Genomic DNA, 15,930 nt, shown 5'->3' with positions numbered 1-15,930 from the left:
TTATCTCCTTTTCCAATTTACTCTCAATAATTTACTACCAAATGGCAACATCAGCCATTCGCGAATTGTTAATAACCGTAATTGAATGGCTAAGATTATAAAAACACTTCCACCAATCAACACACCAAAAATGGCTGCTAGCAATGCAATACTTCTTTTTTGAACCATTCCAAAAATAATACTGATACCGCCATAATAACATAAGAGGGCTACTACCATACCAATTAAGCAAATAAAAAGTTTTCCCATAAAATTACGTTGACTGCCATAACTTCGCGTTTCTTGATCACAGGCGAAATGCAAGATAAATAAAGCCGCCGCTAATCCTAACAGTGTTGAGAGACTAGCACCAATTGTTCCAAATTGTTTTGTCATTCCGCCAGTAATCACTACTTTTAAAAATAAACCGACACCAGCAGCTTGCAAGGAACTGCGATATTTATTTTGACTTTGGGCAATACTTTGATACGCCTGCACCATCGCCATCAAAAAAATCGCAAAAACGAACAAGACAAGTGTCCCGCTTCCTTTATAATCCTTGAACAACGCATAATTTACATAAGGCAGTAACAGAGCCAAGCCAAGCGAAGCTACCGCAGCGATTCCACAAGTTAATCGTAAAAATATTTGACTTGTTTTAACAAACATCCCACGATCACGATTGATTAAATGGCGTGTCAATACCGGTAAAAAACTAGAACTCAATGCCAATGCCACTACTAGGCCCAACTGAACCAGCGGCTGTCCCCGATCATAAATTCCCTTAGCCAACTTTGCTCCATGTTCATTCAAGCCAAAATCAACTAACGCTTTTTTAACGGTAAAAGAATCAATCAATTGAAATAAAATCAACAATCCGCTATAAATCGTCATCAATCCGCCTTCAAGCGCCAAACGTTTTCCCAAAGCTAGCGGATTTTCTCCGAGTGTGGGCACTTTTAATGTAAGGCTAGTTCCTAAAACTTTTCGGCGATAGTACCACAAGACAAGGACTGCCGCAATTCCGCCAACCAAGGCACCTGACATCGCTACTGTCCCTGTGTGATAAACATCCCAGCCAAATTGTCTGAATGACCAGGCGGCAATAACAATCACTCCGACGCGAATTATTTGCTCAACAACTTGCGATACAGCAGTTGGAACCATCAACAGCTTTCCTTGAAACTCCCCTCGTGTAATTGATAGAAACGGCATTATTACAAACGTAAACGAAACAATCCGAATTAAGGGAGCGAGGTTGCCGTCACCCATCCAGTTTGCCATCGGTTGTGCAGAGAAGAAACACAATGCCCATAAAATCAGTCCAAAACCACTGATCAGTGGAAATAATTCATCCAGTGCCTGGCGTTGATCACGAGGTTCTTGCTGCTCTGCTACATATTTTGAAATAAATTGGGGTAGGCCTGACAAAGCCAACGTCATAGCGATACCGTAAATCGGATAAACTTGTTGATACACATAGAAGCCTTCATCACCGGCAAAATTTTGATAAGGGACACGATAAACCGCGCTCAATAATTTTGCGACAAATGATGCCGCAGTCAAGACGAAGGCACCTTGCATCATGACTCGCATTTCTTTATTCGCCAGCGCCTCCACCACCTATTCTTTGTATTTTTGTTTTCGCAATGCACGTACAAACAAGCTAATTTCTCGTAACCAGACTGCCTCGTCCATTGTTTTCCCAATAGTTAGTTTGATGACCATTTTATCCTTTTCGACACCTAAGGTTGCTTTCATCTTCGTTGCACTCAAGGCTTCAAAAAGCTGTTCAACTTTATAGGCTTTAGTACCGACCTTACTTAACGTCAACACAATTTGCTGCTGACGTTTCACGATACTTTCAACTAAGGCACGATCGCCATCCATTTTGATTTGTCCGACATTCAGCAAGTTGGCCACTTCGTCAGGATAGTCTCCAAAACGATCGACTAAATCGGCCTCTACTTCATCCAGCATCTCCGTACTTTCTAACTCACGAATCCGCTTATAGATTTCAATTTTTTGTCGTTCGTCCTCAATGTAGGTTCCCGGAATATACGCGTCAATTCCTAAATTGATCTCTACTGAAGTTCGCTCGACTTGCGTATTTTTTCCTTGCTTACGGTCAACTGCTTCAGATAGCATTTGAGAATACATATCAAATCCGACCGCATCAATAAATCCATGCTGTTGGGCACCTAAAAGATTTCCCGCACCGCGGATTGACAAATCTCGCATCGCGATCTTGAAACCAGATCCTAATTCTGTGAAGTCCTTAATAGCTTGTAGTCGTTTTTCACTGACCTCATTTAGAATTTTTTGCGGCTCGTACATGAAGTAAGCATAGGCGATTCGATTGCTTCGACCTACACGTCCACGCAATTGGTATAACGTCGATAATCCCATATAGTCCGCATTTTCAACAAACAATGTATTGACATTAGGAATATCCACTCCCGTTTCAATAATTGTAGTAGTAACTAAAATATCGTATTGACCATCAATAAAATCCATTAAGGTATTTTCTAACTGAACTTCTGTCATTTGGCCATGAGCAAATCCAATTTTGGCATCAGGTACTAGCATCTGCAATTCTTCAACTTTTCGTTCAATCGTCTCTACTCGATTATAAAGATAGAAGGCTTGACCGCCACGTGCCATTTCTCGTTCGATAGCTTCCCGGATTGCGCCTGGATTCGTCTCCATCACATAGGTTTGAATCGGATAACGATTTTCCGGCGGAGTTTCGATCACAGATAAATCACGCACACCCAACATTGACATATGCAGCGTCCGAGGAATCGGTGTTGCTGTTAAGGTCAATACATCTACTTGCGAGCGTAATTGCTTCAAGCGCTCTTTGTGTTTTACACCAAATCGTTGTTCTTCATCAATAACTAATAAGCCTAAATCAGCAAACTGCAAATCTTGCGACAAGAGTCGATGAGTTCCAACTACAATATCGACCTGTCCAGTACGAATTTTTTCAATCGTTTCGTTCTGCTGTTTCTTCGTACGGAAACGGCTCAACATCGCGACATTGACCGGAAAGTTTTCAAAACGTTCCGTCATCGTATCAAAATGCTGTTGAGCCAAAATCGTCGTTGGCACAAGAAAAGCAACTTGTTTATTTTCTTTGATTGCTTTGAATGCTGCCCGTAAAGCTACTTCGGTTTTACCGAAACCGACATCTCCTACCAACAAGCGGTCCATCGGGCGAGTCTTTTCCATATCATGCTTGATCTCAGCCGTACTCCGCAGCTGATCATCCGTTTCGGTATATGGAAAAGCATCTTCAAATTCTTTTTGATATTCGTCGTCGGGACCAAAAGCATACCCGCGTTCAGCTTCACGCTTGGCATACAGCTCGATTAAATCGTCGGCAATGTCTTCAATTCTTTTTGAAACTTTGCTCTTGGTTTTGGTCCATTCGCTTCCGCCAAGTTTATTGATTTTCGGTGGTTTGGCTTCGGAAGAAACATATTTTTGGATCAAATTTAACTGTGTTACTGGAATGAATAATTTATCGTCTTTTTGATACAAGATGGACATATAATCTTGATGGACACCATCAATCTCAATCGTCTCCATGCCAATATATTTCCCGATCCCGTGATTCGCGTGAACAACATAATCGCCTGTTTTTAACTCATTATAGCTCTTTAAGCGTTCCGCATTAGAGATGGTTTGACGTCGAGCACGCTTTTTTGTAACCTTTTGGAAAATCTCTCGTTCGGTTACTATGACCAATTTATCTTGAGGCAGCTCAAAACCATTCGTCAAATTCCCCAAAACAATCTGTGTCTGCCCAACTAATAAATCATCCGGTGTTGTTTGAACTGCTGCAATCTCAGCATCCTGAAATTCCTGTGTCAGTTTTTCTTGTCTTTCCTGATCGGATACAAGGAATAAAACAGTTTGTTCTTGTTTTTGCCAACGATCAACTTCCGTTTTAAGCAAAGGCATTTGTCCGAAAAACTGCTGCATCGAACGGTATTGAAAATTATGAATCGCCTCGAAGCGCAGATTTCCCATCCCTTTTTGGAATAACGAAAAAAAGCTGGTAGCTAGTTTGGACTTTTTAATTAGGTCTTGAGCATTCATACCAAAAGTCTGTTCAGAAAAGACACGCATTTCTTCAATTTTTTGTGTATGCCATTCTGCTTCTTCCCGCTCCATCTCACGATGTGTCTCCATCATGCGCGGATAATCATCGACAAACAACAGGCTATCATTAGTAAAGTAGTCCAATAATGAAACTTTTTTTTCATATAATAAGTCAGTATAATATTTTGCTTGCTCTGTTGGAATTCCATCTTCCCAAGAAGCAATTAATTGGCCAAAATAGTCATTTAAGAAATTATAGTCCTCTTTCTCTTTTGTGACCGCCAAACGATTTTGTAAAAGCTGATTTACTTTTATTGCCCCTTGTTTCAAATCCTCTTCAGAAAAAACTAAATCTGTGGTTGGTGTAATCCAAACGTCATTCAGATTTTCTACCGAGCGTTGCGTTTCCGGTTCGAAATAACGTAGTGAATCTACTTCCACATCAAAAAGTTCAACCCGGACCGGGTATTCTGTCGTCAACGGGTAAATATCGACAATGCTTCCTCTCATACTGAATTCACCCGGTTTGCCAACCATCGTTTGTCGTTCATACCCCATCAAAACTAAACGTTGCGCTAAGTTCTCTAAATCAACTTCACTGCCGATTTCCCAATGTAATTGATTGGCTGTCCAAGTCTCCGTCGTCGGCAAGTATTTTCGTAACGCTGCAGTCGGCACAACGTAAATTCCAGATCTTCCTTGAGACAATGCTTGCAGCGTTGATACGCGCTCTGCCCGCGCTTCTGGTGAAGCAAATGCCATTTCTGCTGAAAGTACTTCATCCACTGGAAACAAATGGACATCTTCTACGATCTGTCGCAGTTCATCGGCTAACTGGTTGCTGTAATAAAGATTAGGTACGACGATTACGGTCTGTTTTTGACTTGCCTGATGCGTCGCCGCCATCACTAATGCTTTTGCTGAACCAGAAAGTCCGATCAACAATTGACGTTTCGCTTTTTCATCTAATTTAGCCTGCCACTCCTTTACTAGCGGCAATTGATTTACAAATTCAATCAAATTCATCTTTTTACTCCTTAATCCATACTCACAAAACTGGTTTGTTCTAAGATGTTCGTTACATTTTCCGTTCATTGTAGAACAAATTTTAAAAAAAAGTCATTCGGCACTTTAGTTAAATCGATTCATTGTTTGCAAAAAATCATTTCCTTCAATAAAATCGTCCACTGCATCCGCAGCCCGCGCAACACTGTTTGCAATAGTCGCGGCTTCATCTTTACCAAAGGTACTCAAAACATGGTTTACGACCGTTTTTCCATTTGGTCGTCCGATGCCGATTTTTATCCGATCAAATTCCTGCGTTCCAATATGAGAGATAATACTTTTTAATCCATTATGACCACCGGCACTGCCTTTTTGTCTTAGACGCAGTTTTCCCAGCTCCATATCCAGGTCATCAGCGACTATGACTAATTCTTCCAAATCAATACCAAAGTACGTCATCAACGGACCTACAGCTCGCCCTGATTCATTCATAAAAGTCATCGGCTTCACTAATAGTATTTTCTCACCTTTGACAAAATAATCCGCTACTTCTGCTTCAAAAGTATTTTTCTTAAAAATCGCTCCATGTTCCTTCGCTAAAAGATCCACAACCATAAAACCCGCATTGTGCTTTGTGTTTTCATATTTTTTTCCTGGATTCCCAAGACCTACGATCATTTTCATTGTATTACCGCCTCGTTTTTCTATATAAAAGTTATTCTTGTATTGAAGTTTATTCCACGTTCATCTGCATGACAAAATGCTGGATAGTCAAATGACTACCCAGTCCAAAATTTTCTTTATACAGTATAACACAAACTAACCTGTAGTGACCGTTTTCAGTGCTTTAAGTCTCTCTTAAGTTTCTGTTATTTTTGAAAAAAGTTTATAGTACCAGCCTCTTGAGCTGTTCACACATGAAGCGTTTTCTTCTGAAACAGCAAAAATAACTGTATTATTAATGAGTAAACTACGTGACAAGTTTCATTAATTAATGGTATCATTCCACTGGAAAAACAAATAGAAGAAGGGATTGGTACACATGACTGCAAAAGCAGCTAGTAAAACCCATCAAAAAGTAATGTTAATCGGAGACGGCGCAGTAGGTTCAAGTTATGCCTTCGCTCTAGTCAATCAAAATATCGCTCAAGAAATCGGTATTATCGATATCGATACCAACCGTACACAAGGAGATGCAATCGACTTATCACACGCATTAGCTTTTACATCACCTAAGAAAATCTATTCTGCCTCTTATGAAGATTGTCATGATGCTGACCTTGTTGTCATCACAGCCGGCGCTCCACAAAAACCAGGTGAGACTCGTTTAGACCTTGTTGGTAAAAACTTACGCATCAACAAGAGTATTGTAGAACAAGTAGTAGCTTCTGGTTTTGACGGAATCTTTTTAGTAGCCGCTAACCCTGTAGATATCTTGACTTACTCTACTTGGAAATTCTCTGGATTCCCTAAAGAACGTGTAATCGGTTCTGGTACTTCATTGGATACAGCTCGTTTCCGTCAAGCAATCGCTGAATTAGTAGACGTTGACGCTCGTAACGTCCATGCTTATATCTTAGGCGAACATGGTGACTCAGAATTCCCAGTTTGGTCACACGCTAACGTTGCCGGCTTACAAATTTATGAATGGGTAAAAGATAACCCAGAAGTTGATGAAGAAGCTCTAGTTAACTTATTCTTCGGTGTACGTGATGCTGCATACGAGATTATCGAGAAAAAAGGTGCGACATTCTACGGTATCGCTGTTGCCTTAGCTCGTATCACACGCGCAATCCTTAATGACGAAAGTGCTGTATTCCCATTGTCTGTTTATTTAGAAGGACAATATGGACAAAGCGATATTTATATCGGTGCACCAGCTGTCATCAATGCAAAAGGAATTCAAAATATTATCGAAATTCCATTGAGCGATGCTGAAAAAGATCGTATGGATGCTTCCGCTAAAGAACTTAAAGAAGTTATGGATAAAGCTTTTGCTGATCTTGAAGCTGAAGGAAAATAGACTTTTTCTTAACCGCAAAGAATATTTTTATTCTTTGCGGTTTTTTTAATATTTACTAACATTTCAAAACATATCACTCGTATTTCAGCCATTCTATGGTATATTTATATTCGGTATATCATTTTGAATAATCGACTACTTTTTAATAGATACACTTCGATAATTAATGAAACCAAATACAGAAAAGCAATGAGGAGTTATTTCGATGACAAGAAATGAAAGAAGAAATTCTCGTGGCCGAACGCGAATCGGTGTGATCGTTGTCTTAGGTTTATTGGTAGTTTTAATTGGCGGATACGCCTTCCGCAGTACATATTACGCTCAAAGGTTCCTACCAAACACGGTGGTTAATGGCGTGAAGATCGATAATTTGACAGTGAGCGAAGCAAATCGAAAAATTACCCGTGAACTGACAGATTCACCTTTCCTAATTAAGATCGATGATAAAAATTGGAAAGAGATCAATCGCAAAGATTTAGGCTGGCAAAATGATTATCAAGCTGGTTTAAAAGCAATGCAGAAAAAACAGAACCCATTTAGCTGGGGCATGCAATTGGTTTCTGCAGCGGACACAAAAGACGTTGATGGAAACACCTTGGATGAAAGCAAACTAAATGCCGTTGGCGAAGCAGTACGAGCAGAGATTACTCAAGCAAACACAACTAGAACAGCTACAGAAAACGCTAAAGTTTCTCGTACAAATGATGGTTTTGAGATCACTCCTGAAAAACAGGGGAACACGATCGATGTTGATGCTGCTGTGAAGGCTTTTCAAGAAGCTGCAAAAACAGGCAAACAGTCAATTAACTTTGATAATTATCTTGCTAAACCAACTATCACCAAAAATGATGCTGATTTGAAAAAGACGATGGAAAAGATGAATGCTGTAGTAAAAATCAAAGCGAATTACAGTATTGATGGAGAAAACTTTCAGATCCCTTCATCTGACATCAATGATTGGTTAGTCGATGACAATGGTACGATGTCTCTTGATCAGGAAAAAGTAAGTGCTTATGTTTCTGGTCTGGGCGAGAAATACAATACCAGCTCAAAACCTACTGATTTTAACAGTACTCGCCGCGGAAAAGTTTCTGTTCCAGCCGGTACTTATAGTTGGACGATCAACACATCAGCAGAGGTCGAAGCACTAACCAAACAAATTTTGGAAGGCAAAGACTTCACTCGTTCACCAATTGTTACTGGTGCGACAACTGCTGACAAACCTTTAATTGATAAAACTTATATTGAAGTGGATTTACAAAACCAACATATGTGGTATTACAAAGATGGTAAAGTTGCTTTAGAAACAGACATCGTCAGCGGAAAACCAAGTTCACCAACTCCAGCCGGTGTTGATTATGTTTGGTCTAAAGAAACCAACAAAACCTTAAAAGGAAAAAATGATGACGGCAGTGACTATGCGAGCCCAGTTAAATACTGGATGCCGATTGATTGGACTGGCGTTGGACTTCACGATTCTGATTGGCAGCCTGCTTATGGCGGCGAACTTTGGAAGACTCGTGGTTCTCACGGATGTGTGAATACACCTCCAGACGTCATGTCAAGACTCTTTGAAATGGTTGAAGTCGGTACACCAGTATTAGTTTTTTAACAAATTAAAAACCAGCGAAATTTTCGCTGGTTTTTTTATTTATTCTGCTGAAGTAAATACTTCTGAGACGTCATCGTCATCCTCTAATTTATCAACCAAATGATCAAGTTTCTCTTGCTGATCTTTATCGAGACTAACAGTCGTTTGAGGTATCATCGTTAACTCCGCTTGTGCTAATTTAAATCCATCTGCTTCCAACTGATCTCTCACACTGACAAAGTCGTCTGCAGCGGTATAAATCTCAAAAACCTCTGGTAGAATTTCCATATCCTCCGCACCAGCTTCTAGCACCTTCTCAAACATCGTATCCTCATCTACAGATAATCCTTCTCGTTCGATCGCGATATAGCCTTTACGGTCAAACATGTAATTGACTGATCCTGTCTCTCCAAGATTTCCACCATTACGCGAAAAAGCCACCCGAACATTTGTCGCTGTTCGATTACGATTATCAGTTAGCGTATGAACTAAGATGGCCACACCGCCAGGCCCATAACCTTCATAAGTAATTTCATCATAGTGTTCACTTTCACCCGCCGAGGTCGCCTTTTTGATTGCTCGATCCACATTGTCATTCGGCATGTTAGCTGATTTAGCCTTATCGATCATTAGTCGCAGTGCAGGATTCGTACTAGGGTCAGGACCCCCGGCCTTGGCCGCCATGTAAATTTCTCGTGACATCTTTTGAAAGATTTTTCCTCTTTTCGCATCTTGAGCATTTTTTCGTCCTTGAATATTGTTCCATTTACTATGTCCTGACATGGTACATACCTCCAATTATTTTATCTCTATCATTGTCCGTCTGAATACAAGTTTCGTCAAGACAAAGCCTATCGGTGCTTCTTGAACTGGTGAAACAACATAATTATTAAACAAGCCGTCAATGCTCCAAAAGAATCTAGCATGACATCTTGAAATAATGGTGTACGTCCACCCGTCAGCATTTGATGAAATTCATCCGTAGCCGCATAGCCAGTTGCAGCCAGCCAAGCGAATAACAGACCTAAGACCGATGACTTTTGCTTCAATTTCGGTGATAATCCTAAGTATAGACTACCGCCTAAAATAAAATAAGTCAGAAAATGTGCCGCCTTGCGAATAAAAAATTCAACAAACTTAACATATCCCTTTGCAGAAACACTGACTTCGCTGCCAGCATAGTTGAAGGAAATACGACTGAGGGATTCTTTAAAAGGTTCATTTGCTAAATATTTTTGGATCAGGGAAACTTGACTTTGCTGTTGATAGGTCATTGAAGAACTGATAAATAGAATCACCATTACTATAACAGCGACTCCTAAATAAAAATTGCCATTTTTCAATTGTTTCTGCATTGCTTTTCCTCCATTAAAAAAACCGGTACGAAATTCGTACCGGTCACGATTAATTAAATTTGATTACATACGAACTGCAAAGCTTGGAGCATAATAGCTTACAGAACTTACAGTAACTGTTTCGCCTGGTTGCGGTGCGTGGATGTATTGTCCTCCACCCATTGCAATCGCTACGTGGTATGAACCACCAGGGCTACCCCAGAAGTATAAGTCGCCAGCTTGTGCTTGATCTACAGAAATACGTGTTCCAGCAGATTCCTGAGGAACTGTCCATCCGCCGATTTCACGACCAGTAGCTTGACGGTAAACATATGAAGTAAAACCAGAGCAGTCAAATCCTCCTGGTGTTTTTCCACCCCATACATATGGTGTACCGATATATTTCATTGCTTCAGCAACAACTCCACCAGTATTTCCTGATGGTGCTGGAGCTGGAGTTGGTGTAGGCGTTGGTGCCGGTGTAGACGGCGTTTGGTTATTTGTTGATGAAGAAGTCGAACCTTGATCACTCGAACTTGAATTTCCTGTATCAGAAGGCGTTGTTGGTGTAGCTCCGCCGCCTTGGAAATTATCTTCACTAGTCGATGCTGTTGAAGATGATTCAGTCGCACTCGATTGTGTTTGTTGCTCAGTTGATGAAGATTCTACTGTAGCTGCAGACTCAGCTGTTGAGCTTTCAGTTGTTGTAGTGCTTGTAGCAGCTTCTTCTTGAGCCTTGCGATCTGCTTCTGCTTTAGCATCTGAATCAGCTTTCGCTTTGCGATCTGCTTCCGCTTTTTGAGCAGCCTCTTGAGCTTCTGCTGCTTTACGAGCTTCTTCTTGTACACGTTGTTGTTCTTTAACAGCAGCATCTTGTTTTTCTTTCAAGCTTGCTTTTTCACTTTCAGCAGTTGCTTGTTGAGTTGCTAAAGTCGTTGTTTGGACATTTAGGTCTGCTTGTTTTGTGATTAAATCACCTTTTTGGCTTTCCAAAGTTGCTTGGTTAGCAGTGATTTGTTCTTGTTGTTTTTGGTTTTCAGCTTGTTTTTGTTCAACTTCTGCTTTATCAGCCTTTTGTTGTTCAACTAAATCGTTATTTGCTTTAACGATTGTTGTCATTGCTTGAACACGACTAACCGCATCAGTAAATGACTCAGCATTCAATACTACGTCAATAACGTTAGAACCTGAAGATTGCTTAACTTGTGTATCACGTGCTTGTTCCTTAATTGTTTCAGAACGTTTTTCGATACGTTTATCCAACGTTTCGATTTGTTTCTGCAACTCTTGTGATTTTTCTCTTAATGATGCTTGTTCGTTTAATAACCCTTGGGCTTTATCGTTAATTGAAGCAACTTCACCTTCTAATGCGTTAATTTGTGATTGCGCATCAGTTTGTTGGTTTTCTAAACTTGAAATTTTTGCATCTTGATCTGCAATCTTACTATCGAATTCATCGGCAGAAGCTGCGGCTGGAGCTGCTAATGCGCTTAATGTCACTGAACATACCATTAATGCTGATAACAAACTTTTTTTCACTCTAATGTCCTCCGACTACTTAGTTTTTATTTTTGAATTTAATTAGACTTTTTTCTAACACATTCATGAGTTTACCACAGCTGTATGTCATCCGTATAATAGCTTTGTTACAAAAACATTTCATTTTACTATTTTTGAGTTACAAATCGCTGCAACAAAAAAACAGAAGATTTTCTCTTCTGTTTTTTTGTATTTATTTAAAATGAGGATTTTCCCTTATATACCAAGCTCTTCCTCTGGCGGTCCAATCAATAATTTTTCTAATGGAAAGATTAAAATGACAAAGGTTAGAATATTAAAAAGCAGTGTTGGCCCTAAATATCGAGGCACAAAAAAGTCGCTGCTGACCCCTGTCAAGCCAAAAATAGTTTGCAACAATAAACTGATCAGTTCAAAGAGCGTTACACTAATGACAACAGTAAAAAAGAGCGTTAAGATGTTTTGTTGAATAGTCTTCTTAAAAAGGTAAAACAGCATAACTAGTAACGGAAAAATTACCGCATAGATACCGATGACACCTATGTAATACAAGTCATACAGAACTCCTAAAACCAACGAAGTTCCCAATAAAAACCGTTCATCAACAACTCGCGAGACAATCAATAAAACTAGCAGTGCCAGATGTGCATTCGCAACATAAACATTGTCAGTCAATGATGCAATGATACGAGTCACATGAGCATCTAGTAAAAATAAGAAAAGTAACAAGAATGGCGTGATATATTTCAAGGTTGTTCGTCTAATCATTCGGTCGCTCCCGCCATTCTTTGGATGATCGTTACAACTGAAATATCATACATTTGCGCGTATGGTTTAATGTAAACCTCGCGATTTAATCCATAACTATCCGGCTTGACCTTAACGACAGTTCCGATAGCAAGATCAGCTGGTGAGTTCCCCCCTAAACCGGAAGTTTGAACGACATCGCCTTCTTTAATGTCTTGGTCACCAGTAATTTCTGACGCAATCAGCTGCTGGGATTTAACATCGTATTTATTCAGCACACCAAAAGAATTTTCTTTATTTGAACTTATTTTTACCGGAAAATGATTACTACTTTTATTATCTGAAGTTAATAATTGAATCTTAGATGAGTGGGCATTCACTTCCATCACACGTCCAATTAATCCCTTTTGAGACATAACAGCCATATTTCCTTCAACACCATCTTTACTTCCCTTGTCCACAATCAGCATATCCTGCCACGTATCAGGTGAACGAGTGATAACATTAGCTGTAACCTTTTCATAACTAGTCAATGTTTGATTCAATTCAAGCTCTTCTTTCAAACGTTCGATCTCTTGAGCTTGATTCTTCGTTTTTTGTTTTACTTCGTCGTATTGATCAACTTCACCTTTTAATTTTTGATTTTCCTCATAGGTGTTAATCAGATTTGAAACAGATTTAACACCGCTGCTAAGCCAACGTCCCGGTGCAGTAATTGTTTTATCAACAACACTGACAGTGTCATTGATGGCTGATTGAACAATATTTGTCTCGCTATCCTTTGCTCTGTTTGCTGCGGTAATCGAGACAGTTGCCACTACAATAATAACAACAACTAATATAATAATGATATTCTTATTTGGATTGAACTTTCTCACTTAGGCACCTCTGAACGCTATAATATAGAATAAATTTTACCACTAAATGAAGGGATTAAAAAGCAACGACTGTTGATTTTAAAGAATTTTAGTATCTCTCATAAAATAAAAAAAGGAGTGGGGATGAATCGTTTCAAAAACGACTCTTCCCCACTCTTTTTAAACATCTCGACTCTGAATCACTGCAATCATTCCTGATGAAAAACTAACCTCAGCTTTCCCTTCCAAAAATTCATTACTAGCTAGGCTAGTAGGCTGCGAAAAATCGACCTCGGCCAATTCATATTTCAGATTCTTCAACGACAGCTTTGTTACAGGTGTCAGACAACAAAAGGCTACATACTTCATACGATCATTCTTTTTAATCTGATATTTCCCAGGAGATAGATAACTTACCACATTACCTTGATCCGCTATTTTGATTTGCGATAGAAACGGAAAGAACCGCGGTTCCACACCTAACCACAGATTCGCTAGCAAATGATCTAAACGTCCTCCCGTCGCACCTATCAAAGTAACTTCTGCATAAGGAAATCGCTCGAAAGCTTTAACTAATGCGAGTTGAGTATCCGTGTCGTCCTTTTCCGCAGGCGAGGTCAACACTTCATCAACTGCATCGAACACCTCTTTTTTTTCATCTTCATTCAACGAATCGAAATCTCCAATTGCTAAGTCAGGCACAATTCCTTGACGCAAAAGAAATAAATTGCCGCGATCGATTCCGATAATTTTTTCAAATTCAGTTGAAAAAGCAGGCCAGTGATTGGGATCACCGCCTGCAACGAGTAAGATCTTCATTAGTCGATTGCTGCTCGCAATGCGTTAATTTTTTCTTGTGGGTTTTCTGCGTCATAAATATACGAGCCTGCAACAAAGACATCAGCACCAGCCGCAGCACATTTTTTTGCTGATTCTGGTTGAATACCACCATCAACTTCAATTTCATAATGATAACCATGTTCTTTACGTAAGCGATCTAATTCGGCGATTTTTTCCACTGTACCTTCGATGAATGACTGACCACCAAAACCTGGATTTACTGTCATCACCAAAATCTGATCTACATCCGCTAAGACGTATTTGATTGATTCAACCGGTGTTCCAGGATTTAGTACAACACCTGGTTTCACACCTGCAGCTTTGATCATTTGAACCACTCGATGAATATGTGGAGTTGCTTCAACATGAGCCATGATGATATCTGCGCCCGCTTTGGCAAAATCATTGATGTAATTTTCTGGGTTGGCAATCATCAAATGGACATCTAGCGGTAATTTGGTGACAGGACGTAAGGCACTCACAACTACCTGACCGAAAGAAATATTCGGCACGAAGTTTCCGTCCATCACATCGATGTGGATATAGTCAACACCTGCATCCTCCACCATTTTCACTTCTTCACCTAGACGTGCAAAATCGGCACTTAAAATCGATGGGGCAATTTTCATAGTATTTACTCCTTTTTCATTTTAATGTATTTATTTTCCTTTACAGGAAAAATAATTCTGTTTTTCAAGCCGGATACCATCCAACTAAATCTCTGTATCTTAAATTAACTTCTCTTGAGTTTTTCTTCACTCTCAAAAAAATGCGAAAAGTTGGACTGACATCCTTTTCCATTTTCTGGAAAATAATTTTGGTTTTCAAATCTAATCACTTATTTTTTTTATAAATAGGACGACGTTTTTCGATCTCTTGTAAAAATTGTAAATAATTATCGTAACGTGTTTGTGCGATCATGCCTTCTTCTAGTCGACGTTTTACTTCACAGCCTGGTTCTTTCACATGTCGGCATTCACGGAACCGACATTCCGGCGCAGCGGCACGAAATTCAGGGAATTCTTTTGGCAACTCTTCAACAGTAATCTCCAAAAAATCAATTGAACTGAATCCAGGCGTATCAGCTACTAAGCCACCAAATAAATCCAGCAATTCCACATGGCGCGTGGTATGCCGTCCTCGACCCAACGCATCTGAAATCTCGCCTGTTTCCAAATTCAACTCTGGTGAGACATCATTTAATAATGTTGACTTCCCTGCACCTGATTGTCCCATAAAGACGGTTAGTTTACCCACAAATAAATCTGTTAATTTTTGTTTATCTTGTTCACCATCAATTACTGGGTAACCCAATGGTTCATAAACAGAACGAATTTGCTCCACCAATGTTTGGTCGGAGACCAGGTCAGTTTTTGATAAGTAGATAATCGGATGGATATAATTATTTTCCAAGGTTACTAAAAAACGATCCAGCAGATTATATGAAAAATTTGGTTCAACCAAACTAGTTACGATTACCCCCTGATCCACATTGGCAACTGGCGGGCGAACTAACTCATTTTTCCGAGGCAGCATTTCAAGAATGTACCCCTCGCTATTTTCTTCACTGCTAAATACTACTTCATCACCGACTAAAGGAGTTAATTTCCTCTTGCGGAAATTACCTCGTGCACGTGTCTGATGAATCTTTCCCTCACTAGCAACGTAATAAAAACCACTTAAGGCTTTACGAATCTGTCCTTCGATTCGTCTCATCTCCTTTTTTATACAAAACTAATCCAACTTTCAGACCATACTGCTGTTCATTAACCCCTTGCAACTAGGCTAACTCTTAAATAAAAATCATTTTTCTAAAATCAACTTCGATTATCATTGTATTCACTATACAATAACTTTTAGTTTAGCATGTCTATAACATCCTGCTAAACTGACACGTCTTAAATTCATTTTTATTGTAGCATACTT

The 15,930-nt window shown here is 39.6% G+C and carries 13 protein-coding genes; 2 read left to right on the top strand and 11 right to left on the bottom strand.

Annotated features, from left to right (window positions below; genetic code table 11):
• The 3 genes from I585_RS22290 to pth all read right to left on the bottom strand — a co-directional run bounded on the left by I585_RS22290 (position 1) and on the right by pth (position 5,778).
• A complete protein-coding gene (locus tag I585_RS22290) occupies positions 1-1,563 on the bottom strand; it encodes a putative polysaccharide biosynthesis protein (RefSeq protein WP_010741097.1) in 1,563 nt (520 codons plus the stop codon).
• A 39-nt stretch (positions 1,564-1,602) separates the two neighbouring features.
• Positions 1,603-5,115 (bottom strand): transcription-repair coupling factor, encoded by a 3,513-nt coding sequence (gene mfd / locus I585_RS22285; RefSeq protein ID WP_010741098.1) that lies wholly within the window; start codon positions 5,113-5,115, stop codon positions 1,603-1,605.
• 105 nt (positions 5,116-5,220) lie between these two features.
• Positions 5,221-5,778: an aminoacyl-tRNA hydrolase gene (pth, locus tag I585_RS22280; protein ID WP_010741099.1), complete on the bottom strand. Its 558-nt coding sequence runs from the start codon at positions 5,776-5,778 to the stop codon at positions 5,221-5,223.
• Positions 5,779-6,136: 358 nt separating this feature from the next.
• Between pth and I585_RS22275 the strand changes: the two genes are divergently transcribed.
• On the top strand, positions 6,137-7,117 hold the full coding sequence (locus I585_RS22275; protein ID WP_010741100.1) for an L-lactate dehydrogenase: 981 nt from the start codon (positions 6,137-6,139) through the stop codon (positions 7,115-7,117).
• Between the two features lie 205 nt (positions 7,118-7,322).
• The gene (locus I585_RS22270) at positions 7,323-8,729 is read left to right on the top strand and encodes a L,D-transpeptidase family protein (RefSeq protein WP_010741101.1); all 1,407 of its coding nucleotides are present in this window, start codon (positions 7,323-7,325) and stop codon (positions 8,727-8,729) included.
• Between the two features lie 39 nt (positions 8,730-8,768).
• Here I585_RS22270 and I585_RS22265 read toward each other — a convergent pair whose 3' ends face one another.
• From I585_RS22265 to rsgA, 8 genes are all read right to left on the bottom strand, one after another.
• Positions 8,769-9,491 carry a YebC/PmpR family DNA-binding transcriptional regulator gene (locus tag I585_RS22265; protein WP_010741102.1) on the bottom strand — a complete coding sequence of 241 codons (723 nt, stop codon included), beginning with the start codon at positions 9,489-9,491 and terminating at the stop codon, positions 8,769-8,771.
• A gap of 68 nt (positions 9,492-9,559) precedes the next feature.
• A complete protein-coding gene (locus I585_RS22260; RefSeq protein ID WP_010741103.1) occupies positions 9,560-10,063 on the bottom strand; it encodes a VanZ family protein in 504 nt (167 codons plus the stop codon).
• Between the two features lie 63 nt (positions 10,064-10,126).
• Positions 10,127-11,581, bottom strand: a complete 1,455-nt coding sequence (locus tag I585_RS22255; RefSeq protein WP_010741104.1) for a C40 family peptidase — start codon at positions 11,579-11,581, stop codon at positions 10,127-10,129.
• 216 nt (positions 11,582-11,797) lie between these two features.
• On the bottom strand, positions 11,798-12,328 hold the full coding sequence (mreD, locus tag I585_RS22250; protein ID WP_010741105.1) for a rod shape-determining protein MreD: 531 nt from the start codon (positions 12,326-12,328) through the stop codon (positions 11,798-11,800).
• Positions 12,325-13,185 carry a rod shape-determining protein MreC gene (gene mreC / locus I585_RS22245; RefSeq protein WP_010741106.1) on the bottom strand — a complete coding sequence of 287 codons (861 nt, stop codon included), beginning with the start codon at positions 13,183-13,185 and terminating at the stop codon, positions 12,325-12,327. Before mreC ends, mreD begins: the two co-directional genes overlap by 4 nt.
• Before the next feature lie 159 nt (positions 13,186-13,344).
• Positions 13,345-13,983, bottom strand: a complete 639-nt coding sequence (locus tag I585_RS22240) for a thiamine diphosphokinase (RefSeq protein ID WP_010741107.1) — start codon at positions 13,981-13,983, stop codon at positions 13,345-13,347.
• Positions 13,983-14,633, bottom strand: coding sequence for a ribulose-phosphate 3-epimerase (rpe, locus tag I585_RS22235; RefSeq protein ID WP_010741108.1), 651 nt, complete (start codon positions 14,631-14,633; stop codon positions 13,983-13,985). The genes I585_RS22240 and rpe overlap by 1 nt, the downstream gene beginning before the upstream one ends.
• Positions 14,634-14,838: 205 nt before the next feature.
• Positions 14,839-15,720 (bottom strand): ribosome small subunit-dependent GTPase A, encoded by an 882-nt coding sequence (gene rsgA, locus I585_RS22230; protein ID WP_010741109.1) that lies wholly within the window; start codon positions 15,718-15,720, stop codon positions 14,839-14,841.
• Positions 15,721-15,930 lie beyond the last annotated feature (210 nt).

This window comes from Enterococcus malodoratus ATCC 43197 (genome assembly GCF_000407185.1).
Lineage (GTDB): Bacteria > Bacillota > Bacilli > Lactobacillales > Enterococcaceae > Enterococcus_A > Enterococcus_A malodoratus.
The sequence above is the reverse complement of the archived record's forward strand: the minus strand, read 5'-3'. Positions and strand labels throughout refer to the sequence as shown.

Coding starts and splice junctions, on each gene's coding strand:
- I585_RS22290 (WP_010741097.1), bottom strand. CDS start 1,563: ATGCAAGGTGCCTTCGTCTTGACTGCGGCATCATTTGTCGCAAAATTA.
- mfd (WP_010741098.1), bottom strand. CDS start 5,115: ATGAATTTGATTGAATTTGTAAATCAATTGCCGCTAGTAAAGGAGTGG.
- pth (WP_010741099.1), bottom strand. CDS start 5,778: ATGAAAATGATCGTAGGTCTTGGGAATCCAGGAAAAAAATATGAAAAC.
- I585_RS22275 (WP_010741100.1), top strand. CDS start 6,137: ATGACTGCAAAAGCAGCTAGTAAAACCCATCAAAAAGTAATGTTAATC.
- I585_RS22270 (WP_010741101.1), top strand. CDS start 7,323: ATGACAAGAAATGAAAGAAGAAATTCTCGTGGCCGAACGCGAATCGGT.
- I585_RS22265 (WP_010741102.1), bottom strand. CDS start 9,491: ATGTCAGGACATAGTAAATGGAACAATATTCAAGGACGAAAAAATGCT.
- I585_RS22260 (WP_010741103.1), bottom strand. CDS start 10,063: ATGCAGAAACAATTGAAAAATGGCAATTTTTATTTAGGAGTCGCTGTT.
- mreD (WP_010741105.1), bottom strand. CDS start 12,328: ATGATTAGACGAACAACCTTGAAATATATCACGCCATTCTTGTTACTT.
- I585_RS22240 (WP_010741107.1), bottom strand. CDS start 13,983: ATGAAGATCTTACTCGTTGCAGGCGGTGATCCCAATCACTGGCCTGCT.
- rpe (WP_010741108.1), bottom strand. CDS start 14,633: ATGAAAATTGCCCCATCGATTTTAAGTGCCGATTTTGCACGTCTAGGT.
- rsgA (WP_010741109.1), bottom strand. CDS start 15,720: ATGAGACGAATCGAAGGACAGATTCGTAAAGCCTTAAGTGGTTTTTAT.